The 21,884-nt window shown below is 61.0% G+C and carries 20 protein-coding genes and 1 pseudogene; 15 read left to right on the top strand and 6 right to left on the bottom strand.

The window, feature by feature from the left end; genetic code table 11:
- Positions 1–117 precede the first annotated feature (117 nt).
- Both E3W21_RS17585 and cueR read left to right on the top strand, forming a co-directional pair.
- Positions 118–2,511 (top strand): heavy metal translocating P-type ATPase, encoded by a 2,394-nt coding sequence (locus tag E3W21_RS17585; RefSeq protein WP_134421267.1) that lies wholly within the window; start codon positions 118–120, stop codon positions 2,509–2,511.
- The gene (gene cueR, locus E3W21_RS17580; protein WP_008156539.1) at positions 2,508–2,921 is read left to right on the top strand and encodes a Cu(I)-responsive transcriptional regulator; all 414 of its coding nucleotides are present in this window, start codon (positions 2,508–2,510) and stop codon (positions 2,919–2,921) included. The genes E3W21_RS17585 and cueR overlap by 4 nt, the downstream gene beginning before the upstream one ends.
- On the opposite strand, the gene E3W21_RS17575 is transcribed toward cueR, so the two are convergent.
- Both E3W21_RS17575 and E3W21_RS17565 read right to left on the bottom strand, forming a co-directional pair.
- Positions 2,875–4,095 carry an MFS transporter gene (locus E3W21_RS17575; RefSeq protein ID WP_134421266.1) on the bottom strand — a complete coding sequence of 407 codons (1,221 nt, stop codon included), beginning with the start codon at positions 4,093–4,095 and terminating at the stop codon, positions 2,875–2,877. The genes cueR and E3W21_RS17575 overlap by 47 nt on opposite strands.
- Positions 4,096–4,326: 231 nt before the next feature.
- Positions 4,327–5,220 carry a PA4780 family RIO1-like protein kinase gene (locus E3W21_RS17565; protein WP_129438758.1) on the bottom strand — a complete coding sequence of 298 codons (894 nt, stop codon included), beginning with the start codon at positions 5,218–5,220 and terminating at the stop codon, positions 4,327–4,329.
- 402 nt (positions 5,221–5,622) lie between these two features.
- Between E3W21_RS17565 and E3W21_RS32380 the strand changes: the two are divergent.
- Positions 5,623–6,711: pseudogene (locus tag E3W21_RS32380) on the top strand (cache domain-containing protein); the annotation flags it as partial.
- A gap of 90 nt (positions 6,712–6,801) precedes the next feature.
- The gene (locus tag E3W21_RS32375) at positions 6,802–7,569 is read left to right on the top strand and encodes a methyl-accepting chemotaxis protein (RefSeq protein WP_371927106.1); all 768 of its coding nucleotides are present in this window, start codon (positions 6,802–6,804) and stop codon (positions 7,567–7,569) included.
- 103 nt (positions 7,570–7,672) lie between these two features.
- On the opposite strand, the gene E3W21_RS17555 is transcribed toward E3W21_RS32375, so the two are convergent.
- Positions 7,673–8,464, bottom strand: coding sequence for a helix-turn-helix transcriptional regulator (locus tag E3W21_RS17555; RefSeq protein WP_134421263.1), 792 nt, complete (start codon positions 8,462–8,464; stop codon positions 7,673–7,675).
- A gap of 84 nt (positions 8,465–8,548) precedes the next feature.
- Here E3W21_RS17555 and E3W21_RS17550 point away from each other — a divergent pair, with 84 nt between their 5' ends.
- Positions 8,549–9,577, top strand: a complete 1,029-nt coding sequence (locus E3W21_RS17550) for a bile acid:sodium symporter family protein (protein WP_134421262.1) — start codon at positions 8,549–8,551, stop codon at positions 9,575–9,577.
- On the opposite strand, the gene E3W21_RS17545 is transcribed toward E3W21_RS17550, so the two are convergent.
- Positions 9,564–10,841, bottom strand: coding sequence for an acetyl-CoA C-acetyltransferase (locus E3W21_RS17545; protein ID WP_129438766.1), 1,278 nt, complete (start codon positions 10,839–10,841; stop codon positions 9,564–9,566). The genes E3W21_RS17550 and E3W21_RS17545 overlap by 14 nt on opposite strands.
- 218 nt (positions 10,842–11,059) lie before the next feature.
- Between E3W21_RS17545 and E3W21_RS17535 the strand changes: the two genes are divergently transcribed.
- Both E3W21_RS17535 and E3W21_RS17530 read left to right on the top strand, forming a co-directional pair.
- Positions 11,060–12,412: a 3-oxoacyl-ACP reductase gene (locus E3W21_RS17535; protein WP_134421260.1), complete on the top strand. Its 1,353-nt coding sequence runs from the start codon at positions 11,060–11,062 to the stop codon at positions 12,410–12,412.
- A gap of 2 nt (positions 12,413–12,414) precedes the next feature.
- Complete coding sequence (locus E3W21_RS17530) at positions 12,415–13,269, top strand: MaoC family dehydratase (RefSeq protein ID WP_129438770.1); 855 nt, start codon at positions 12,415–12,417, stop codon at positions 13,267–13,269.
- A 101-nt stretch (positions 13,270–13,370) separates the two neighbouring features.
- Here the strand turns inward: E3W21_RS17530 and E3W21_RS17525 are convergent, their stop codons facing one another.
- Together E3W21_RS17525 and E3W21_RS17520 are read right to left on the bottom strand one after the other, a co-directional pair.
- Positions 13,371–13,784, bottom strand: coding sequence for a response regulator (locus E3W21_RS17525; protein ID WP_129438772.1), 414 nt, complete (start codon positions 13,782–13,784; stop codon positions 13,371–13,373).
- A gap of 74 nt (positions 13,785–13,858) precedes the next feature.
- Complete coding sequence (locus E3W21_RS17520) at positions 13,859–14,059, bottom strand: Flp family type IVb pilin (protein WP_056746171.1); 201 nt, start codon at positions 14,057–14,059, stop codon at positions 13,859–13,861.
- Positions 14,060–14,383: 324 nt separating this feature from the next.
- Here E3W21_RS17520 and cpaB point away from each other — a divergent pair, with 324 nt between their 5' ends.
- The 8 genes from cpaB to E3W21_RS17475 all read left to right on the top strand — a co-directional run.
- Positions 14,384–15,331, top strand: a complete 948-nt coding sequence (gene cpaB / locus E3W21_RS17510; RefSeq protein WP_134421258.1) for a Flp pilus assembly protein CpaB — start codon at positions 14,384–14,386, stop codon at positions 15,329–15,331.
- A gap of 21 nt (positions 15,332–15,352) precedes the next feature.
- Complete coding sequence (locus E3W21_RS17505) at positions 15,353–16,624, top strand: type II and III secretion system protein family protein (RefSeq protein WP_134421257.1); 1,272 nt, start codon at positions 15,353–15,355, stop codon at positions 16,622–16,624.
- Entirely contained in the window at positions 16,621–17,817 is a 1,197-nt protein-coding gene (locus E3W21_RS17500) for a pilus assembly protein (RefSeq protein WP_134421256.1), read from the top strand. Before E3W21_RS17505 ends, E3W21_RS17500 begins: the two co-directional genes overlap by 4 nt.
- A complete protein-coding gene (locus tag E3W21_RS17495; RefSeq protein ID WP_129438784.1) occupies positions 17,814–19,094 on the top strand; it encodes a CpaF family protein in 1,281 nt (426 codons plus the stop codon). The genes E3W21_RS17500 and E3W21_RS17495 overlap by 4 nt, the downstream gene beginning before the upstream one ends.
- Before the next feature lie 10 nt (positions 19,095–19,104).
- Positions 19,105–19,989 (top strand): type II secretion system F family protein, encoded by an 885-nt coding sequence (locus E3W21_RS17490; protein ID WP_129438785.1) that lies wholly within the window; start codon positions 19,105–19,107, stop codon positions 19,987–19,989.
- The gene (locus tag E3W21_RS17485) at positions 19,986–20,876 is read left to right on the top strand and encodes a type II secretion system F family protein (protein WP_134421255.1); all 891 of its coding nucleotides are present in this window, start codon (positions 19,986–19,988) and stop codon (positions 20,874–20,876) included. The genes E3W21_RS17490 and E3W21_RS17485 overlap by 4 nt, the downstream gene beginning before the upstream one ends.
- Before the next feature lie 10 nt (positions 20,877–20,886).
- A complete protein-coding gene (locus tag E3W21_RS17480) occupies positions 20,887–21,597 on the top strand; it encodes a hypothetical protein (protein WP_134421254.1) in 711 nt (236 codons plus the stop codon).
- A 13-nt stretch (positions 21,598–21,610) separates the two neighbouring features.
- A partial coding sequence (locus tag E3W21_RS17475) for a DUF3613 domain-containing protein (RefSeq protein WP_129438791.1) occupies positions 21,611–21,884 on the top strand: 274 nt, incomplete at its 3' end.

Here is a 21,884-nt window from a genome sequence, read left to right as displayed (position 1 = left end):
CCTGTAGGAGCTGTCGAGTGCAACGAGGCTGCGATCTTTTGATCTGAGACATGGCGCTTGACCTTGCCAGCATGGCAAGGTTGATCCTGTAGTCATCTTCTACAGGGAGCGTGACCGATGTCCGAATCCACCACTTTCGATCTGCCGATTGCCGGCATGACCTGCGCCAGTTGCGCCGGGCGTGTCGAGCGCGCCTTGAGCAAAGTCATCGGCGCCTCTGCCGTCAGCGTCAACCTGGCCACCGAACAGGCCCGGGTTCAAGCACCCAGCGACAGCCTGCCGGCCTTGATGGATGCGGTGCAGCAGGCGGGTTACAGCGTGCCGCAGCAGAGTCTGGAATTGAGCATCGACGGCATGACCTGCGCCTCCTGCGTCGGCCGGGTCGAGCGAGCGCTGGCCAAGGTGCCGGGAGTCAAAAGTGTCAGCGTCAACCTGGCCAACGAACGCGCCCATCTTGAGCTGCTCGGCCAGATCGATCCGCAAACCCTGATCGGTGCAGTGACTAAGGCAGGCTATAACGCCAGTGTCTGGGAAGTCGAACACCCGCAAGCCGATAATCAGCAACAACGCCTGCACCGCGAGCGTTGGGCCTTGATCATGGCGATCGTCCTCGCCTCGCCGCTGGTGCTGCCAATGCTGCTGCAACCGTTCGGCGTGCACTGGATGCTCCCGGCCTGGGTGCAATTCGCGTTGGCCACGCCAGTGCAATTCATCTTCGGTGCACGCTTTTACGTCGCTGCCTGGAAAGCCGTGCGCGCCGGTGCGGGCAACATGGATTTGCTGGTCGCGCTGGGCACCAGCGCCGGTTATGGCTTGAGTCTCTATGAATGGGCCACCGCCTCCGGGCGCATGCCGCACCTGTATTTCGAAGCCTCGGCGGTGGTGATTGCCTTGGTGTTGCTGGGCAAATACCTGGAAAGCCGCGCCAAGCGCCAGACCGCCAGTGCCATTCGCGCGCTCGAAGCCTTGCGCCCGGAGCGGGCGATTCAGGTGATCGACGGCCGCGAGCAAGATGTCGCCATCAGCGCCTTGCGTCTGAATGATCTGGTCATGGTCAAGCCCGGCGAACGCTTCCCGGTGGACGGTGAAGTGGTCGAAGGCCAGAGCCACGCCGACGAAGCGCTGATCAGCGGTGAAAGCCTGCCGGTGCCCAAACAACCCGGCGACAAGGTCACCGGCGGCGCGATCAATGGCGAAGGCCGGTTGCTCGTTCGCACCCTGGCCTTGGGCGCAGAAACCGTGCTCGCCCGCATCATCCGCCTCGTCGAAGACGCTCAAGCCGCAAAGGCGCCGATCCAGAAACTGGTGGATAAAGTCAGCCAGGTGTTCGTGCCCACGGTCCTGTTGATCGCGTTGGCGACCTTGATCGGTTGGTGGTTGTACGGCGCGCCGATGGAAACGGCGCTGATCAATGCTGTGGCGGTATTGGTGATCGCTTGCCCGTGCGCCCTGGGGTTGGCCACGCCAACAGCGATCATGGCCGGGACTGGCGTGGCGGCACGCTACGGGATTCTGATCAAGGACGCCGAAGCGCTGGAGCGTGCCCATGAAGTCAGTGCTGTGGTATTCGATAAGACCGGCACGCTGACTTCGGGTACTCCGCGCATCGCTCATTTGAGCGCAATCAACCATGACGAAGCTGCGCTGCTGCAAATGGCCGGCGCCCTGCAACGCGGCAGCGAGCATCCGCTGGCCAAGGCTGTTCTGGATGCCTGCGCCGAGCGTGGATTGGACGTGGCCGATGTCACCGACAGTCAGTCGCTGACCGGGCGCGGCATCGCGGGCACTCTCGACGGTCGTCGATTGGCGCTGGGCAATCGTCGTCTGTTGGAAGAGAGCCGCTTGAGCGCCGGTGAATGGGCGGACTCCGCCACCGCGTGGGAAACCGAAGGCCGGACCCTGTCCTGGCTGATCGAGCAAAGTCCCGAACTTCGGGTGCTGGGCCTGTTCGCTTTCGGTGACACCCTCAAACCCGGCGCGCTGCAAGCCGTGCAACAACTCAACGCACGCAACATCAGCAGCCACCTGCTGACCGGCGATAATCGCGGCAGTGCCAAAGTGGTTGCCGAGGCGCTGGGCATCAAGGATGTCCACGCCGAAGTACTGCCGGCGGACAAAGCCGCCACCGTCGCGGAACTGAAAAAAACCGGCGTGGTAGCGATGGTCGGTGACGGCATCAATGACGCACCCGCCTTGGCCGCCGCCGACATCGGTATCGCCATGGGCGGTGGCACCGACGTTGCGATGCACGCGGCCGGGATCACCCTGATGCGCGGCGACCCACGGCTGGTGCCAGCGGCGCTGGAGATCAGCCGCAAGACCTACGCGAAGATTCGTCAGAACCTGTTCTGGGCCTTCGTCTACAACCTGATCGGCATTCCGCTGGCAGCGTTCGGCTTCCTCAACCCGGTGCTGGCAGGTGCGGCCATGGCGTTGTCGAGCGTCAGTGTGGTGAGCAATGCGCTACTGTTGAAAACCTGGAAACCCAAGGATCTGGAGGACAACCGATGAACATCGGCCAAGCGGCCCGCCAAAGCGGCCTGAGCGCGAAGATGATCCGTTATTACGAATCCATCGGCTTGCTCAAGGCCGCCCATCGTACCGACAGCGGCTATCGGGTTTACGGCGACGACGACCTGCACACCCTGGCGTTCATCAAGCGCTCCCGGGACCTGGGGTTCTCACTGGAAGAGGTCGGCAAACTGCTGACCCTCTGGCAGGACCGCCAACGAGCCAGCGCCGACGTGAAGGCCCTGGCCCGTCAGCACATTGATGAACTGAACCAGAAAATCCGCGAACTCGGTCAGTTGCGCGACACGCTGCAGGACCTGGTCGAACACTGCCACGGTGATCACCGTCCCGACTGCCCGATCCTCAAGAACCTGGAGTCGGGCTGTTGCGCACAACCCGCTCGCCCCTGATTGCCAGCCCCTTCACCACCAACAAGGTGGTGAGCGGAATCCCGTGGAACAACAGCACCACGGCACCCGGCGTCCACCACGAATAGAACGGCGCGGCGATCAGCATGCCGATGCCGAACCCGGTCATTTGCAGCAGCGTCAGGAAGCTGAAAATCGGCAGGCGCAGGCTGTCCGGTTCACGCTGCAGGCGTGACATCAGGCCGACTTCCGAGAAGCCGTCGCCGAGACCCGCCGGCAGCGCGAACAGCAGTAGCCCGTAAAGGGTCTGTTGCTGAAACATCAGGATGAAGCCGCAGGACATCAGCAACACACCAAAGAAAAATCGCCGCTCCAGGTTCACGTTATCCGAGCCTTTCAGCCGGCTGGCGATGCGCGCGCCGATCAGTTTGCCGCTGGCCCAGACCGCCAACATCAGGCCCAGCGCGGTGCTGGCCGACTCGGGCGTCAGCAGTCTGGAAATGATCGGAAACCCCACGTTGTGCGCGGCACTGCCCAGGGTGTCAGCCATGGCCACCGCGAGCATCGCCGCCACCACCGGTGTGCTGCGCAGGCCCTGGAGCAGGGCCGCCCATTCACCACGTTCGTGGGTGGGTTCATCACTGGGTGCAGGTTGTGAAAAGCGCAGCGGCAAGATGAACAACGCGGCCAGCAGATAAGTGACCACGTTCAATGCAAACACTGTTTCAAAGCCGAATGCTGCCACTAAAAGCCCAGACACCAGACTCCCACCGACCATGGCTGCCGATGACGCCGAGGTAATCCAGGCGTTGGTCTTGAGCAGGTGTTCGCTTTCGATCAAGTGCGGCAACTGACTGTTGAGGCCGATGGCGAACATCGAGTTGCCGAATCCCAGACCGAAAGCGATCACCGGTAACAGCAGCATCTGCTGGGCGACAGGTAGCACCAGCAGCAGGCCCAGCAGCCCGGCGCGCAACAGGTCGAAGGCAATCAGCGGTAAGCGCCCAGCCCAACGGCGATAAAACGTCGTGCCGATGAGACTGGCGAATATTCCACCCGCCACACGGCTGGCGAGAAAGATCCCGACGCTCATGGCGCTGTTGCTGAGCAGGTAGACGTAGGTGGCCAGGGCGACCATGTTGAGGAAGGCACCGAAGTCCGAGACCAGACGGGCGGTGATGATGAGTTGGGCGTTGCGAGGGGATGCGGTGTTCACATTCAATCCTTGAGTGTGGGGAGCAGCAGGGAGAACACAAAATTCTGTTACACCAAAAATCTACTGTGGGAGCGGGCTTGCTCGCGAATGCGGTAGATCAGTCGACATTGATGTTGAATGACACACCGCATTCGCGAGCAAGCCCGCTCCCACACTGGTTCTTCGGTGTTTGGAGGATTCGGGGCAGGCATCTAAAAAAACCCGGCCGAAGCCGGGTTTTTCGTTAACCAATCACTGCATCCAGGGCGGAGGCGGCTCTTCGGTTTTGCCCGGTGGCGCGTCATCTGCCGCGCGCACCGCTTGCTTGCGCTCTTCATCAAGGCGTGCCGCCTCGATCTCGCGCATGATCCCGCCAACATCGGCCAACTCTTCCGGCTCATCGAACTCGCCGGTCAAGATACTGGCCGGGTGCAAGGTGCCGGCTTCGAACAGGGCCCACATTTCCTTGGCGTACTTGGTCTTTTTCAACTCCGGCGCAAACCGCCCGAAGTAGGACGCCATGTTGCCGACATCCCGCTCTAGCATGCTGAACGCGTGGTTGTTGCCCGCCGCGTCGACCGCTTGCGGCAGATCGATGATCACCGGGCCGGTCGGGGTCAGCAGTACGTTGAACTCCGACAGGTCACCGTGCACCAGACCGGTACACAACATCAGCACGATCTGCGAAATCAGGAACGCGTGATACTCGCGCGCCTGATCCGGTTCCAGCACCACGTCGTTCAGACGCGGCGCGGCATCACCGTACTCATCGGCCACCAGTTCCATCAGCAGCACGCCTTCAAGGAAGTCGTAAGGCTGAGGAACCCGCACGCCAGCACCGGCCAGACGGAACAACGCCGCCACTTCGGCATTCTGCCAGGCGTCTTCGGTTTCTTTCTTGCCGAACTTGGAGCCCTTGGCCATCGCTCGAGCCTGACGGCTGTTGCGCACCTTGCGGCCTTCCTGATACTCGGCCGCCTGACGGAAACTGCGTTTATTCGCCTCCTTGTAGACCTTCGCGCAACGTAACTCGTTGCCGCAGCGCACCACATAAACAGCTGCTTCTTTACCACTCATGAGTGGGCGCAGCACCTCGTCGACCAGACCGTCCTCGATCAGGGGTTCAATGCGTTTTGGAGTCTTCATCAGCTTTTATTGGGGGTCCTTTATTACCAAACACGCGAAAGTCATTCGTTATACGGCAATCCACTCATTCGGGGGAGGGGTTGCCGACCTATGAACGTTCCAGTGACGGTCAAGAAGCACACAATGTGCCGGTTTAATCGGTCAACAACCGCAGGTCGTCATCGGCCGTCACAGATCATAGCTGACCCTGCGTCACTTGTTGCTGAAGGGCTAAGCGGGTATTTGCGACAGAAGCTGACATCTCGATTCATCCCCTTCGTAGGATTTTTCTTAATAGGCCTCAATTTCCGCCTCGGCCAGCCGAAGTCATCAGAGACAAAGTGATTTGTCCGACAATCGTTCTGCCAATAATCCGCGAGTCATCTGCACTGCGTGGGCCTACAAGAAAAATCTGGAGCGCGGATGAACATCAAACAGAAGTTGACCTGGGCGTTTGCAATCATCGCCTGCTTGCCGGTGGTGCTGGTCGCTACCCTGGTTGTGCTGAACTTGCGCAGTGATGCCAAGGACAGTTTCGTCGACGGCAGTGGACGCGAGATTCGTCAGGTCAGCAACGCCATGCAACTGTTCTTTGACGACATCAGCCAGAACGTGGATTACCTGGCGACCCAACCGCTGATCAAGAATTCCGATGACAGCCTCAAGACGTACATGAGCGCCAACGCCGAGAGCATTCCCCAAGGCGAGATGGACAAGAAGGTCTTCGGCCTCCTTCAGGACCTGGGTAACAGTCACCCGTCCTACGCCTATGCCATCCTCGGCACCGCGGCGGGCGGTTATGTGTCCTGGCCGGACGATGCCAAGCTGAGCAATTACGACCCGCGCCAGCGCCCCTGGTACAAGGCTGCCCAGGCCAAACCGGGCAAACCGTTGCGCACTGAGGCCTATTACTGGGCCCAGGACGACGCGACGTACGTCAGTACCGTGCGCACCATCGACAACAAATTGGGCACCAATGGCGGCGTAGTCAGCATCGACGTGACGCTTAAACAGCTCACCGAAATCGTCAAACAGATCAAGCTCGGTGAAACCGGCTACCTGATGCTGCTGGAAAACACCGGCACTGTGCTGGTGGATCCGAAGCAACCGGAACACAACTTTAAAGCGCTGAGCAGCCTCGGCGAGGGCTACGCGCAACTGGCCAAGGCCGGCAAAGGGCTGGTGGAAGTCGAGCTGAACGGCGAACGCTACATGGCCAACGTCTGGCCGTCGGAGCAGTTGGGCTGGACCTTCATCGGCCTGATCAAGCAGACCGACGTGATGAGTTCGGCAACCCAGTTGACCTGGCTGATCGCGATCATCGCCGCCGTGCTGGCCGTGTTCTTCGCCATCGTCGGCGCCAGTTTCGCCAGCCTCATCGTGCGGCCGATCCGCAGCGTGGCCAGCGGTCTGGAAGGCATCGCCCAAGGCGAAGGCGACCTGACCAAGAACCTGCAAATCCGTGGCAGCGACGAAACCGCGCAACTGGCCAACTGGTTCAACCAGTTTTTGGCGGCAATTCGCAACCTGATTCAGAGCATCGGCGGCGCCGCGACCAAGATCCTCGCCACCTCCAAGAGTTCGACCCAGGTCTCCAGCGACATGGCCGAAGCCGCCGGGCGTCAGCGCGAAGCGGTGGACATGGTTTCCACCGCGTTCCACGAAATGGTCGCCACCGCCAACGAAGTCGCGCGCTCTTGCAGCCAGGCGGCGGAATCGGCCGACAGCGGCCAGCGCCAGGCGCGTGAAGGTCAGCAACAGATTGATGCGGCCGTGACCAGCGTTGATCGCTTGAGCCAGGAAATCGAACAGTCGGCCCAGTCGATGCAACAGCTTGAGCGCGACAGCAACGACATTCAGTCAATCCTCGGGACCATTCGCTCGATTGCCGAACAGACCAACCTGCTGGCGCTGAACGCGGCCATTGAAGCGGCGCGGGCCGGTGAACAGGGTCGTGGGTTTGCGGTGGTGGCCGATGAAGTTCGGGCGCTAGCCAAACGCACGGCGGATTCCACGGCGGAAATCGACGGTTTGCTGGGCAACCTCGCCAAACGTACGAGCCAGGTAACCCAGCAGATGCATGCGAGCCTGGAAGTGTCCCAGCAGTCGGTGAGCCGCATCGGTGAAGCGCGCAGCAGTTTTGGGCTGATTCGTGAGTCGGTGGACGTGATCCGCGACATGAACACCCAGATCGCTACCGCGGCGGAAGAACAGCATCAGGTGGCTGAAGACATCAATCGGCACATCAGCCAGATACATGGTGATGCGCAGTTGGTGGCAGAACTGGCGAACTCGGCGCGGCTGGATTCGCAGAGTCTGGCGGGGTTGTCGAACGAGTTGGATGTGTTGGTTCGGCGGTTCAGAACCTAAAGATCAAGAGAGAAGATCAAAAGATCGCAGCCTTCGGCAGCTCCTACAGGGGATCGGCGTACATCCTGTAGGAGCTGCCGCAGGCTGCGATCTTTTAGCGTCGTCACTGCTTGAATAGCTCGCCGGGGGTAAACCCGAACAGGCTTTTGAACGCCGCAATAAACGCCGAAGTCGAGTCATACCCGCAAGACAGCGCAGCATTCGTCACGCTGTCCCCCTCCTCCAGCAAACTCAACGACGACAGCAACCGCATCCGCTGGCGCCACCCTCGAAAGCTCAACCCGGTTTCCCGCTGAAAGAGCCGCATCAAGGTCTTCTCCGACGTCCCCAATCGCTCGGCCCACTCCTGCAACGTCACATTGCGCTCAGGGCTTTCGATCAGCTCGTTGCACAACCCCAGCAACCGTTCATGACGCGGCAACGGCAGCGAGAAGCCGACCTCGGGTAGATGCGCCAACTGATCCAGCAGCACACTCACCAGCCGTGACTCCTGGTTGTCGCCCTGCGGATATTCAACCGGCAGTAAACAAAAACTCTTGATCAGCTCCCGGGCCAACGGCGTCACTTCCAGCACCCGGCAACGCCCGTCCGCCCATTCACAATCCTCGCGACGCACATAGAGGCTGCGCATCTCGGCGCGCATCGAAGTCACCACCTGGTGTTCGAGATCTGCCGGAATCCAGATTCCCCACTGCGGCGGCGCAAAGAAACTGCCTTCGGCGGTGTGCACGCCGAGAACGCCGCTGATCGCGTAGGAAAACTGCACCCAATCGTGCCGATGCGGCGGCGTCCATGAACCGGCGTTGAGACTTTCCGCGCGGGCATACAGCGGACGCGGCAGCGCTGTCAGCGTCGGAATCGTCCGTTCGAGGGAAAGTTGTCCGTTAGTCGGCATTGATTGGCCTTATGTCGCAAGACGGCTGATGGAGCCGACGTTAGGCTAAGTCACCAATTCTTACAAATGTATTCGGTGCCTGTTATGCATGCCTTCAAACACCTCAAACGCGTGGTCACCGACTGGTTCTTGTGCGGCATGTTGATCGCCACGCTGCTGGCGTATTTCTTCCCGACCTTCGGCGCCTCCGGTGGGGGAATGCATGCCGAGTACGTGATTAACATCGGTGTGTTCCTGGTGTTCTTCCTGCATGGGGTCAACCTGTCCAGCGAGCAGATCACTCACGGTCTGAAAAATTGGAAGCTGCACGTGATGGTCCAGGGTTTCACCTTCGCGGTGTTTCCGCTGATCTGGCTGCTGAGCGACAAGCTGTTGGGTTCGCACATTCCGTCTCTGCTGATGCTGGGTTTCCTGTACCTCTGTGCCCTGCCCTCGACCATTTCCTCGTCCGTGGCCCTGACCGGCAGCGCGGGCGGCAACGTACCGGCGGCGATTCTCAATGCGAGCCTGTCCAGCGTGCTGGGGATTTTCCTGACGCCGTTGCTGGTGAGTTTCGTGGTCGGCAGCGGTGCTGACGGTATCGATCTGGGCTCAACCCTGCTCGACCTCTGCGCCATGTTGCTGTTGCCACTGGTACTCGGCCAATGGGTTCGGCCGTTCCTCGGCAAGTTCTTCGCCCGCCACAAGCGCTACACCAACATCGTCGACAAGCTGGTGATTCTGTTGCTGGTCTACGCGGCGTTCTGCAATTCGATGGTGTCGGGGATGTGGCAAAAACAGGGCAACAGCGTAATCCTCACAGCACTAATCGGCAGTGCGATCCTGCTGGCGATCATCCTGTGGATGACCACCCGCACCGCTCGCGCATTGAAATTCAGCCCGGCCGATGAAATCGCTGCGGTATTTTGCGCCAGCAAGAAATCCCTGGCCGCCGGTGCGCCGATGGCAGCGCTGATCTTCGGCGCCAACCCAGGGCTTGGGCTGATCCTTCTGCCGATCATGATCTACCACCCGTTGCAGCTGATCGTCTGCTCGGTCATGGCCGAGAGTTACGCCAACCGCAACCGGCAGCTGGCCCAACAGCAAAGCGCCGCAGTCCTCAGCGCTCAATAATCACTGTCACCCCCTGGCCTCCGGCGGCGCAGATCGAGATCAACCCTCGGCCCTGCCCCGCCGCATCCAGCAACTTCGCCAGGCTCGCGACGATGCGTGCGCCAGTCGCGGCAAACGGATGCCCCGCCGCCAGTGAACTGCCTTTGACGTTGAGGCGGCTGCGGTCGATGGAGCCCAGTGGCGCATCGAGACCGAGGCGGGTTTTGCAATATTCCGCATCCTCCCAAGCCTTCAGCGTGCAGAGCACCTGCGCGGCGAAGGCTTCGTGGATTTCGTAGTAATCGAAGTCCTGCAAGGTCAGGCCGTTGCGCGCCAGCAAACGCGGCACTGCATACACCGGCGCCATCAACAACCCTTCCGCACCGTTGACGAAATCCACCGCCGCCACCTCGCCATCGCGCAAATAGGCAAGGACCGGCAAGCCGCGCTCCTTGGCCCATTCTTCACTGCCCAGCAGCACCAGCGACGCGCCATCGGTGAGCGGCGTCGAGTTGCCCGCCGTCAGGGTGCCTTTGGCGCTTTTCTCGAACACCGGTTTGAGTGACGCGAGTTTTTCCAGGGTCAGTTCCGGGCGCAGGTTGTCGTCGCGGGTCAGACCGAGGAACGGCGTCATCAAGTCGTTGTGCCAGCCTTCGGTGTAGGACGCGGCCATTTTCTGGTGACTTTCCAAGGCCAGTTGGTCCTGTTCGTCGCGCGGAATATTCCAGGCCTGGGCCATCAATTCGCAGTGCTCACCCATCGACAGGCCAGTGCGTGGCTCGTTGATGCGTGGCAGATCCGGGATCAGGTGACGGGGGCGCAGTTGCAGGAAGGATTTCAGTTTGTCGGCGGTGGTTTTGGCGCGGTTGGCTTGCAGGAGGATTTTGCGCAGGCCTTCGTTGACCCCAATCGGCGCGTCGGAGGTGGTGTCGACGCCGCCGGCGATTGCGCATTCGATCTGGCCCAGCGCGATTTTATTCGCCACCAGCAACGTCGCTTCCAGACCGGTGCCGCACGCCTGCTGAATGTCGTAGGCCGGGGTGGTTGGCGACAGCCGCGAGCCGAGCACACACTCGCGGATCAGGCTCATATCCCGGGAGTGCTTGAGCACCGCCCCCGCCGCCACTTCGCCCAGGCGCAAACCGTGCAGGTTGTAGCGTTCGATCAGGCCTTCGAGCGCGGCGGTGAGCATCGCCTGGTTACTGGCGGTGGTGTACGGCCCGTTGGAACGGGCGAAGGGGATACGGTTACCACCAATAATCGCAACGCGGCGCAGTTGAGTCATGAAAAGCTCCTGATGAAATATCCAAATTGAGAGCACCGCCCCCTGTAGGAGCTGCCGAAGGCTGCGATCTTTTGACTCTGTTTTTTGGGATCAAGATCAAAAGATCGCAGCCTTCGGCAGCTCCTACAATGATCAAGCGTAGGCCTTATCTCGTGGATCGAACGACTGATCGCCATTTTTGGTCCACACTTTGAACCCCAGCTGCTGGAGCGCGTTCCATGTCTGACCGTTATATCGACTTCGCCAATTCGTCCATCGGCCATCGTGTGGTCGGGGCCCTGGGTCTGCCGTCGCCGGTTCGGCTGGAGCGCTGGCAAGCAGGCCGGCTGCGGCCTGTCGAGGGGGCGCTGTTGTTAGGCGGTGGCCCGTTGACGGAAAAAATCGGCACCTTCGCCAACCGTCTGACCGACGCGATTTACAGCTACGGCACCGACCCTGCCCTGGCCACCGCGTGGATTCCCGGCCACGGCCCCAAACTCAAAGCCGTGGTATTCGACGCCAGCGACCTGGTGCAAACCGATCAACTCAAACAGCTGCGCGAGTTCTTCCAGCCGTTGATTAAAAACCTCGACCACAGCGCGCACCTGGTGATTCTGGGGCGCGCGCCGGAGACCTTGAGCGATCCGTTCGCCGCCAGCGCCCAGCGAGCGTTGGAAGGTTTCAGCCGTTCGTTGGCCAAGGAGCTGCGCAGCGGCGGCACCTTGCAGCTGATCTATGTCGGCGAAGGTGCGGAGGATCAACTGGAAGGCCCGCTGAGGTTTTTCCTCTCGCCCAAAAGTGCGTTCGTTTCCGGGCAAGTGATTCGCTTGAATGCCTGCGATACGCAGGTCACGGACTGGACTCGTCCATTGTCCGGCCGCAAGGCGCTGGTCACGGGTGCTGCACGCGGCATCGGCGCCTCCATCGCCGAAACCCTGGCCCGTGACGGGGCCGACGTGATCCTGCTCGACGTAGCACCGGCCAAGACTGATCTCGAAGCCCTCGCCGCACGCCTCGGCGGGCGCAGCATCACCCTGGATATTTGCGCCGAAGATGCCGCCGCGCAGTTGATCGAGCAACTGCCCGACGGCATCGACATCGTGGTGCACAACGCCGGCATCACCCGGGATAAAACCCTGGCCAACATGACCCCGGAATTCTGGGACGCGGTGCTGGCGGTCAACCTCAATGCGCCGCAAGTGCTGACCAAGGCACTGCTCGACAGCGGCACCCTGCACGACAACGGCCGAGTGATCCTGCTGGCGTCCATCAGCGGCATCGCCGGCAATCGCGGGCAAACCAATTACGCAGCGAGCAAGGCCGGGCTGATCGGTCTGGCCGAGGCCTGGGCGCCGTTGTTGAATGAGCGCGGTATCAGCATCAATGCGGTAGCACCCGGTTTCATCGAAACCCAGATGACCGCGCACCTGCCGTTCGGCGTGCGTGAGGCCGGGCGGCGCATGAGTTCGCTGGGCCAGGGCGGCCTGCCGCAAGACGTCGCCGAAGCGGTGGCGTGGCTGGCACAACCGGGCACCGGCGCGTTCACCGGCCAAGCGTTGCGAGTGTGCGGACAAAGTGTTTTGGGGGCTTAGGCATGATCATCGATTGGCACATACTCAACCGCGAACCAAGCCTGTCGGGACTGTACGTGCGGGCTGCGACGCGGCGCAAAATCACCGGCACCACCCTGCCCGATTCGGGGTTGCGCTGTTGGATCAATGTCGATACGGAGCGCTTGGCGGCCTATCGCAAGGTCTGCGGTTTTGCCGACAACGGCCTGCTGCCGCCGACCTATCCACACATCCTCGCGTTCGCCTTGCAGATGCAATTGCTGACGGCCAAGGAGTTTCCATTTCCGCTGCTGGGATTGATTCACCTGAGCAACCGCATTCGCATCTTTCGCCCAATGGGCGGCGTGAATCGTGTGCGGGTCAGCGTTCAGGTGCAAAACCTTCAGCCCCATGAAAAGGGCGCGACGTTCGACCTGGTGACCACGCTCGACGATCAGTTGGGGACGTTGTGGGAAGCTGAAAGCCAGATGCTGTGCCGCGGGGTCAAACTCGCAGGCGAGCCCGTCGAGGACGTGTTGGCATCGACGCTGGAAATGTCGGAAGTGGCCCGCTGGAAAGCGCCGTCGGACATTGGGCGGCAGTACGCCAAAGTGTCCGGCGACTACAACCCGATTCACCTGAGTGCCGTCAGCGCCAAACTCTTCGGTTTCCCGACGGCCATCGCCCATGGGTTGTGGAACAAGGCGCGTACGCTGGCGGCGTTAAGTGAGCATTTGCCGGCGGCGAATGTCGAGATTGCGGTGCAATTCCGCAAACCGGTGCGGTTGCCCAGCGAGGTGACATTGCTGGCCAGTGCGGCGGGATCAAGTGGGGATTTAAGGTTGGTGGGTGCAGGTGATTTGGAGCATATGGTGGGCCATTGGCGACCGGTTGCCTGACCCGACCGTTCCCGGGCTCTGCGTTCGGCTCTCTGGGACGCAGAGCGTCCCAGTCTGCATTCCCACGCAGCGTGGGAACGATCAATCAGCTAGCGCCGTCTTCACGGACTCACTAAACCCATGCAAGGCTGCGGAAACAAATTATTCAACGTCTCCAACAACCGCACGTGATAAATCGGCTTGCGAAACAGGTCGAGCACCTGCAACCGCAACATGTCACTGACATCCTCCATGTCCGCATGCCCCGACGTCACAATCACCGGCAAATGCTGGCGGGACGTATGTTCACGCAACCGCTTGATCAACGACATGCCACTCTCCTCCGGCATCCGCAAATCAGTAATCACCAACGCAATATCAGGATGGCGCGTCAGATGATTCAGCGCGAGCTTGACTGAGGTGGCGGTAAAGCAATTGAAGCCCTCGCCCTCCAGCAATTCCGCCAATTCCAGTAGCGCATCTTCCTCATCATCGACCAGAAGAAGCTGTTGGCGTGGAAGTGAGGGAGCGTTCATGGGCAACACCTGCAATGGACTAAGCGCTGACGTTAGAAGCCCTTTGGAACATTAGCAAGTTGCCTCTGCTCTCGTCATGAGAGTGCAGTCTTGATACTTGTAAAAAGAGTTGTAACCGCGGTTTCAATGCCCGAGCTCAGTCCAGCAATCACCAGCGCAACCATCGCGGCAACAACCGCGTACTCAATACCTGAAGCACCTTCGGTATCTTTGGCCAGGCCTTTGTAAAAAGCGATTTCGGATTTGATCTTCTGAGCAATCTTGGTAAAGGACATGGCAGTTCTCCTGAAAGACGACGGGTGTTGCTCGGTCGCAACATGATTCCCCTTTGCCAGCATCAGCATTGTCCGCATTCCCCGTACCCACAACTGTAAGAACGAATTATCACTAAAGTATTAGTCGCTTCGTTGACGTCAAAAAGGCCACGTTTTCGCCCTGGCGACTTACTTTCGTGAGTTATTTTCAGGCCCGTAATGGCTTTTTGCTCTAGCTGAGCTACCTTCAAATAGCGAAATAGTTCCATGTTCATAGCTGCCTGATTGCGAAGTTGTCTCGTTGGATGCGACGAGGTCTCAAGCAGCAGGAAAGGGAGAGCCGTCATGAACAGTCGTATCACTCTGGGCCTGGCCGGTTTGTTTCTGGTGGGCGCCATTATTGCCGGTTACTGGGGCCTCACGCTGAGCCGCCAACCCGTTCCCGAGCCTGTCGTGCAACCCGGGATCGTCTCGCCTGCGCCCATTGCCCAGACGCCTGTCCCCGTGGACGACTCCACCCGCCAACCGGTGGTGGTGTTGCTGCATGATGTGCCACCGTTCATGCCGATCAGCGCCACCGACGTGACCCTGGAAAAACTCCGTACCGTCCCGGCCGGCAGCCTGAGCCGCCTCGATCAAGCAATTGGCCGAACACCCTGGCGCGCCCTCAGTGCCGGCACCTGGCTCAATGATGAAAGCTTTGAAGCCGGCGGCAGACTGGCGCGGATGATTCGTCCCGATGAGCGCGCCCTCGCCGTCGCGGTGGACGAAGTGATCAATGCCGGTGGGCAACTGACACCGGGGGACTATGTCGATGTGCTGCTGTTTCTGCGCATGGACAACAACAACCTGCAGCCGTCGGCGCAACTGGTGGTACCGGCCTTGCGGGTGCTCGGGGTGGGCGAACAGATGGGGTTGACCAACGACGGTCAACCCGCAAGCCCGGCCCGCAGCTTCGAAGAAAAACTCAGGCAGGAACAATTGCGCGCCAGCGCCCGCAGCGTCTTGCTTGCCGTCCCCGAACAACTATTGAGTCGCCTGATGTTGGCGACCCAGGCCGGCGTGTTGCGCCTGGCCGTACGCAGCGCCGATGAAAAACGTCTGGCTCGTTACTGGGCCGGCGAAAGCGATTCATCGGCCAACCTTGCCAGTGCCAACCGCGAGTTGATCCAGTTCAGCCAACTGGCCATGACGCCCCCTCCCAAACCTGTCGTCACCCACGGCGGCACAGCACCGCGCAAGTTGAGCGTGGAAGTCATCCGCGGCAACGAAATTACCCAACAAACCCCCTGAATAGAGCAAGGACGCATCTGAATGCGCAGTCGTACCATGCCGCTGTTTCAAGGCCTGCTCTGGGTCTCTTTACTGAGCGGTGTGCCGCTTGGCGTAACGTTCGCAGCCGCCGGCAATTGCGCCGCGCTGGGTTCGTTGCCTGCGGTGCTGGAAGTCAGTGAAGGGCTGCAACAGGAGGTGCAATCACCGGTGGCGATCACTCGGGTGGCGGTGGGCGACCCGAAAATCGCCGACGTGCGAGTCAACGCTAATCAAGCATTTTTGCTAACCGGGATGGCCCCCGGCGCGACCAGCCTGATGGTCTGGACCGCCTGCGCCAGTGCTCCGCGCCAGAGCATGGTGTTCGTTCAGGGCAAGGCCACCGCAGCGATGACCACCGCTACACGGTTACCCTCTGATGACCCACTGCTACCGTCGCAAGTACAGACCGACATTCGTTTCGTCGAAGTCAGCCGGACCAAACTGAAAGAGGCCGGCACGTCGATTTTCGGCAAGGGCTCGAACAACTTCCTCTTCGGCGCACCCGGTACGGTGCCCAACACGGCCGTGACGCCGGGCGTGGTGCCGCTGTTCAACCTAGATCCCCGAATCGCGGTGCCCAGCATTCCGTTGCTCAACGACAGTTTCAACATTGTCTGGGGCGGGGGCAGCAGCAAAGTCCTCGGTATCGTCAACGCCCTGGAAGGCAGCGGCTTCGCCTACACCCTCGCACGGCCAAGCCTGGTAGCCCTCAGCGGGCAGAGCGCGAGCTTCCTGGCCGGGGGTGAAATCCCGATCCCGGTGCCCAGCGCCAACAGCAACAGCTACTCCATCGAATACAAGGAATTCGGCATCCGCCTGACGCTCACACCGACCGTGGTCAGCCACGACCGCATCACCCTCAAAGTGGCGCCGGAGGTCAGCGAACTCGACTACACCAATGGCGTGACCATCGGCGGCACCACCGTCCCGGCGTTCACCATTCGCCGCACCGACACCAGCATCTCGCTGGCCGATGGCGAGAGTTTCGTCATCAGCGGTTTGATCAGTACGCATAACATTTCGCAAGTCAGCAAGTTTCCAGGCCTGGGCGACATCCCTATTCTCGGTGCGTTTTTTCGCAACTCATCGGTCAACCGTGAAGAGCGTGAGCTGCTGATGATCGTCACGCCGCACCTGGTCCAACCGTTGGCTGCCAACGCACAACTGCCGTCGTTGCCGGGTGAAAAGCTGCGCAACTATGACCCGAACTGGTATCGCCTGTACTTCCTCGAAAACGGCAACTTCGATAAACGAAGCGGATTATCGCAATGAGCCAGAGCCAGAACCTGAGCCAGACCTTCCTCGCGATCACGCGCAACAGCACCGACCTTGAGTGGCTGCAAGGCGCCCTCGCCCCGTTGGGCCAAGTGGTCAGCGCCGGCGGTGGCAGCCTCGACGAATTGCTGGCGCTGGTGGACGTGACCTTCGCCAGCCTGGTGTTCGTCGGCCTGGACCGCGAACACGTTGTGGCCCAAAGCGCACTGATCGAAGGTGCCCTGGAAGCCAAACCGATGCTGGCGATCGTCGCGCTGGGCGATGGCATGGACAACCAACTCGTGCTCAATGCCATGCGCGCCGGAGCACGGGATTTCGTGGCCTATGGTTCGCGTTCCAGTGAAGTCTCGGGATTGGTGCGACGGCTGAGCAAACGCCTGCCGCCCGTGGCCCCGAACACTCAACTGGGTAGCCTGACGGTGCTCTACGGTGTGCAGATCAACGCCGACGGCGCGCTGCTCGCCACGCACATGGCGCAAGTGGTGCACAAGAGCGGACAGCAAACGCTGTTGCTGGATCTGGGCCTGCCGCGCGGTGACAGCCTGGCCTTGCTCGGGCTGGAGAGTTCGTTCCACTTCGGCGATGCACTCCGGCACTTGCGGCGCCTCGACGCGACGCTGATCGACAGCGCGTTCACCAACTGCGCCGCCGGGTTGCGGATCCTCGCCTACGCCAGCCACGATGAGCCGCTGGAACACACCAGCACCGCCGAGTTGTACATGCTGCTCAGCGCCCTGCGCCAACACTTCCAGCACATCGTGGTGAACCTGACAGGCCAGCCGGACAGCGAAGCGCTACGCACCTTCGTCACCCATTGCGACAAGTTGCTGTGGTACACCGATCAGAACGTTCTCGATTGCCGTCGCAACCTGGCGGTACTCAACCTGTGGCGTGAAAAAGGCATGAAGCTCGATCACGCCAGACTGCTGGTGGACCGCTACCTGCGCAACGTCGCACCGGACGCCGACACCCTGAGCAAAAGCTTCGGCATGGAGATCATCGCGACCCTCGTCTACAGCCCGGAAGTGCGGCTTAACGCCAAGAACCAAGGTATGACTCTGTTTGAACTGGCCCCGCGCGAAGGCCTGACTCAAAGCCTGCGCGCCCTCGGCGATCGGTTGGCCAAGCGCTCCGAGGGCCTGGCCAAGCCCAAGTCTGGCTGGTTCAACCGGTTGAGGGGTGCGCAATGAGCGGTGAAAAACTCTTCGGCGCCCCTGTACGCACAACCAGCGGCAACACCGATAACGAAGGTCTGAAACTGGTGCTGCACCGCTACATCATCGACGCCATCGAGGAATCCGGCAAAAACCTGCTGGAGGGTTCGCGGCAGGTACTCTCGCAGTTCGTCATCGACAAGGTTGCCGAGTACGTCGCCCGGCTGCACCTGGCGATTTCCCGCTATGAAATGGAGCGTCTGGCCGAAGAAATCGTCGACGAACTCACCGGTTTCGGCCCCTTGGAAGTGCTGCTGCGGGACCCGGCGGTGACGGAGATTCTGGTCAACGGCCCGCACCGGGTGTTCATTGAACGCGACGGCGTACTGCATCAAAGCGACCTGCGCTTCATCGATGCACATCACGTCGAACGGGTCATGCAACGGATCCTCGCGCCCCTCGGCCGACGGCTCGATGAGTCGTCGCCGATGGTCGACGCACGACTGCCCGACGGTAGCCGGGTCAACGCGATCATTCCACCAATTGCGCTCGATGGCCCCTGCCTGTCGATACGTAAATTTCGCAAGGACATGCTCAAAAGCTCGGACCTGATGGCGATGCAAACCATCGACCAGGCGATCTTCGACTTCATTCAGGAGGCCGTGGGCAAGCGCTGCAACATCCTGATCAGCGGCGGCACCGGCACCGGCAAGACCACGCTGCTGAACATTCTCAGCCAGCTGATCAACCCTCACGAGCGAATCGTCACCATCGAAGACGTCGCCGAACTGCAACTGGGCCACCCTCACGTGGTGCGTCTGGAAACCCGACCGCCGAATGCCGAAGGCCACGGCGAAGTGAAGGCCAGTGACCTGATTCGCAACGCCTTGCGGATGCGCCCGGACAGAATCATCCTCGGCGAGATTCGTGGCGTCGAAGTGGTGGACGTACTCACCGCAATGAACACCGGCCACGACGGTTCCATGAGTACCGTGCACGCCAACAACGCCCAGGATGCGCTGTTGCGCCTGGAGACATTGGTGGGCCTGACGGGCCGCACCATCGCCGAACGTACCTTGCGGCAAATGATCTGCGCCGCACTGGATGTAGTGATCCAGCTGACGCGCATGCCCGACGGCCGCCGCTGCGTCAGTGAAGTGGTGGAGGTGATCGGCTTGCGTGATGACGTGTATGTCACCAACACGTTGTTCCGGCTCGACCGGCGCAGCGGTTTCGGATTCATGCGCGAGGCGGTCAACCCCGCCGGCGACAAACTGCGCCGTGAGTTGGCGCTCTCTCCCTCTGCGTACTGAAGGCCACGGCATGCTCAAACCCGTGCTGCTCATCCTCGTTTGCCTGGCCTTGCTCGGACTGTCGATCCGCCTGTTTTATCGCGGTTTGCGCCAGACCGGCACCGAGCGGGTGCTGGGACGCCTTACCCAGGGGCAGCCGCAGCCGGTGCTGACGAAAACCTCCTGGGTCGGTCTGGATCGGGCCTTTCTGCGGGCTGGCCTTGGGCGTCCCTCCAAGCATCTGGGGGTGTGGCTGCTGCTCTGGGCCTTTGGCATCGTGCTCGGATTGGCTACCGGTGGCTGGGTCGGCTTGCTGGTTCTGTTACTGCTGCCGCCACTAATTCTGCGTCTGTATGTCAATTGGCGTTATCAGCGCCGACTCCAGCGCATGATCGAACAACTGCCACAAATGCTCGATCACACCGTGCGCAGTCTGAAGTCCGGGCGCACCCTGGCCGATGCGGTGCTGGGCGCCATCGATGCCGCCGAAGATCCGCTGAAAAATGCCATGGGCCGGGTTCAGCGCAACGTGCAGCTGGGGGTCAGCCTGCCGGATGCCGCGGCTGACCTGGCCGAGCTGTACGAGAAAGACGAACTTCGCCTGTTCGCGCTCGGTTTGAAGGTCAATCACCGCTATGGCGGCAATGCCAGCGAATTACTGGAAAACCTGATCAAGATGATCCGCGAGCGCGAGCAGGCCGCGCGCCAGCTCAGGGCCATGACCGGCGAAACCCGGGTGACCGCGTGGGTCCTGGGCTGTCTGCCGATTAGCCTGGCCGGCTATTTCCTCGCGACCAACCCTCATTACTTGCTCGCCATGTGGCACGACCCTTCGGGGCAAATCATGCTCGCGTCCGCGTTCGGCTTGCAGGTGGTCGGCAGCCTGGCGCTCTGGCACATGTTGCGCAGCGTATGAAAGTGCCATTGCTGATCTGCGCATTGCTGTTTCTGGGGGCAACCTTGTTGCTGCTCAGCGGTTTGCTGGAACAGCATCGGCGGGTTCGCCAGGTGGCGCAACGACTCGACGGCAAACTGGCGAGCGACAACCGGGTAAATCAGTGGCTACAGCTGCTGGGCAGCAGCCGGATCGGTCAGCGCTCGGTCAACCTGGATAACGAAACCCAGGCATTGCTTAACCGTCTCGGCTGGCGCAGCGCCCGGCGACGCTCACTGTTCGCGGCGTTCCAGGTAGGCGCCCCGGTGCTGGCGCTGGCCCTGACCTTGCTGATCCAGGGCGTGTTCTTCCCTCACACAGACAACCACTGGATGGCCCCGCTGTTCGCCACCGGCATCGGCTATCTGTTGCCCAAACGGTTGCTGGCCGCTGCCGCGCAGCGTCGGCAGAAACACCTGGCGACCGAGATTTCCACCTTCATTCCGCTGCTGCGCATCCTGTTCGAATCGGGCATGGCGGTGGAGCAGTCGCTGCGAGTGTTGAGCAATGAAGGCAAACAATTATTGCCGGCCCTGACCCATGAATTGCGGCTGGTATTGGCCCGGGTCGATTCCGGCCTGGAACTGGGCGAAGAACTGAACAAAGCCACCCGATTGCTGGCCGTCGACGAGTTCACCGATACCTGCGTCATCCTTGAGCAGTTGATCCATCAGGGGGGCGGTGCGATGAAATCCCTGCTGACCCTCAAGCAATTGCTCGATGACCGGCGCCTGACGCACTTGCAGGAATACATCTCCAAACTGTCCGCCAAAATGTCCGTCGTGATGATGCTGTTTCTCTTCCCGGCGTTATTGATCGTACTGGCTGGCCCGGGCTTCACCGCCCTGTCCCATGCCTTTGGTTCTTAGAGGGATAGTGATGAAAGTAATAATTGCCGGTTTGACGCTGCTGTTGTTAGGCGGTTGCGCGAGCAACGGCGCGACGCCCTGGAGCGCCCTGACCAACACGGCCAGTTGCGGCAAGCTGACCTCCGAGGAACAGCTGTCGCTGAACCTCGCCGATGACATGGCCAATGACGGCAAACTGCACGCCAGCCTCGCCAACCTGCAAAGCCTGCCCGACAACCTGGCCGACGTGCGCCTGCGCAAGGCCAAGGTCTATCGACTGCTGGGCCGCAGCGAAGCCGAGCCGTTGTACCGCAGCCTGCTCGGCAGTTGCCTGGCCGCCGAAGCCGAACACGGCCTGGGCCAACTCGCCGCCGCCAAGGGCGACAACGGCCTGGCACAAGCCCACTTGCAACGGGCCGCACGGCTAGCACCGACCGACGAGAAAATCCGCAACGACCTGGGCGTGGTGTACCTCAATCAATTACGCGTCGAGGATGCGCGCTTTGAATTCCTGACGGCCATGGAACTCAAGCAAAGCGATCAACTGGCAGCGTTGAATCTGGTAACGCTGCTGATCTACCAGGACGACTGGAGCCGCGCGGCCGAGCTCGTCAGCAGTCTTGGCCTGAGCCCCGCCCAAGTCACCGAAGCCCAGGCCCGCGCGCAAAGACTCAAGACACCGAGCAAGTCCGGCCCGACCGCCGTAAACCAGGTCGCCGTCGCCACACCGACGCTTCAATAAGGAGAGGCTTTTGATGAAACCAACCATCCTCTGCTGCATCGGCCTGCTGGCCCTGCCCCTCACCACTCACGCCATCGACCCCGGCCCCGCTTCGGCCCAACAACAGGAAACCGAAGGCTGGCTGCAACTGCAACGCAGCAACAAAGCGGCTTCCCAGAAACCGCAAACCTCAACCGCGACCGAGCGCGAGCTGAGCATGCAGCGTTGGTTGAAAAGCTATCAGCATGAGATCCCAGAGTACTTTGATCAGTATGAAAGCGGGCAGGTGGACGGTGGGAAGGGGGGGT

Origin of the sequence: Pseudomonas sp. F01002 (assembly GCF_004402115.1) — a bacterium.
In the GTDB taxonomy this organism is placed as follows: Bacteria; Pseudomonadota; Gammaproteobacteria; order Pseudomonadales; family Pseudomonadaceae; genus Aquipseudomonas; species Aquipseudomonas frigoris.
The sequence above is the reverse complement of the archived record's forward strand: the minus strand, read 5'-3'. Positions and strand labels throughout refer to the sequence as shown.

Coding starts and splice junctions, on each gene's coding strand:
- E3W21_RS17585 (WP_134421267.1), top strand. CDS start 118: ATGTCCGAATCCACCACTTTCGATCTGCCGATTGCCGGCATGACCTGC.
- cueR (WP_008156539.1), top strand. CDS start 2,508: ATGAACATCGGCCAAGCGGCCCGCCAAAGCGGCCTGAGCGCGAAGATG.
- E3W21_RS17565 (WP_129438758.1), bottom strand. CDS start 5,220: ATGAAGACTCCAAAACGCATTGAACCCCTGATCGAGGACGGTCTGGTC.
- E3W21_RS32375 (WP_371927106.1), top strand. CDS start 6,802: ATGGCCGAAGCCGCCGGGCGTCAGCGCGAAGCGGTGGACATGGTTTCC.
- E3W21_RS17555 (WP_134421263.1), bottom strand. CDS start 8,464: ATGCCGACTAACGGACAACTTTCCCTCGAACGGACGATTCCGACGCTG.
- E3W21_RS17550 (WP_134421262.1), top strand. CDS start 8,549: ATGCATGCCTTCAAACACCTCAAACGCGTGGTCACCGACTGGTTCTTG.
- E3W21_RS17545 (WP_129438766.1), bottom strand. CDS start 10,841: ATGACTCAACTGCGCCGCGTTGCGATTATTGGTGGTAACCGTATCCCC.
- E3W21_RS17535 (WP_134421260.1), top strand. CDS start 11,060: ATGTCTGACCGTTATATCGACTTCGCCAATTCGTCCATCGGCCATCGT.
- E3W21_RS17530 (WP_129438770.1), top strand. CDS start 12,415: ATGATCATCGATTGGCACATACTCAACCGCGAACCAAGCCTGTCGGGA.
- E3W21_RS17525 (WP_129438772.1), bottom strand. CDS start 13,784: ATGAACGCTCCCTCACTTCCACGCCAACAGCTTCTTCTGGTCGATGAT.
- E3W21_RS17520 (WP_056746171.1), bottom strand. CDS start 14,059: ATGTCCTTTACCAAGATTGCTCAGAAGATCAAATCCGAAATCGCTTTT.
- cpaB (WP_134421258.1), top strand. CDS start 14,384: ATGAACAGTCGTATCACTCTGGGCCTGGCCGGTTTGTTTCTGGTGGGC.
- E3W21_RS17505 (WP_134421257.1), top strand. CDS start 15,353: ATGCGCAGTCGTACCATGCCGCTGTTTCAAGGCCTGCTCTGGGTCTCT.
- E3W21_RS17500 (WP_134421256.1), top strand. CDS start 16,621: ATGAGCCAGAGCCAGAACCTGAGCCAGACCTTCCTCGCGATCACGCGC.
- E3W21_RS17495 (WP_129438784.1), top strand. CDS start 17,814: ATGAGCGGTGAAAAACTCTTCGGCGCCCCTGTACGCACAACCAGCGGC.
- E3W21_RS17490 (WP_129438785.1), top strand. CDS start 19,105: ATGCTCAAACCCGTGCTGCTCATCCTCGTTTGCCTGGCCTTGCTCGGA.
- E3W21_RS17485 (WP_134421255.1), top strand. CDS start 19,986: ATGAAAGTGCCATTGCTGATCTGCGCATTGCTGTTTCTGGGGGCAACC.
- E3W21_RS17480 (WP_134421254.1), top strand. CDS start 20,887: ATGAAAGTAATAATTGCCGGTTTGACGCTGCTGTTGTTAGGCGGTTGC.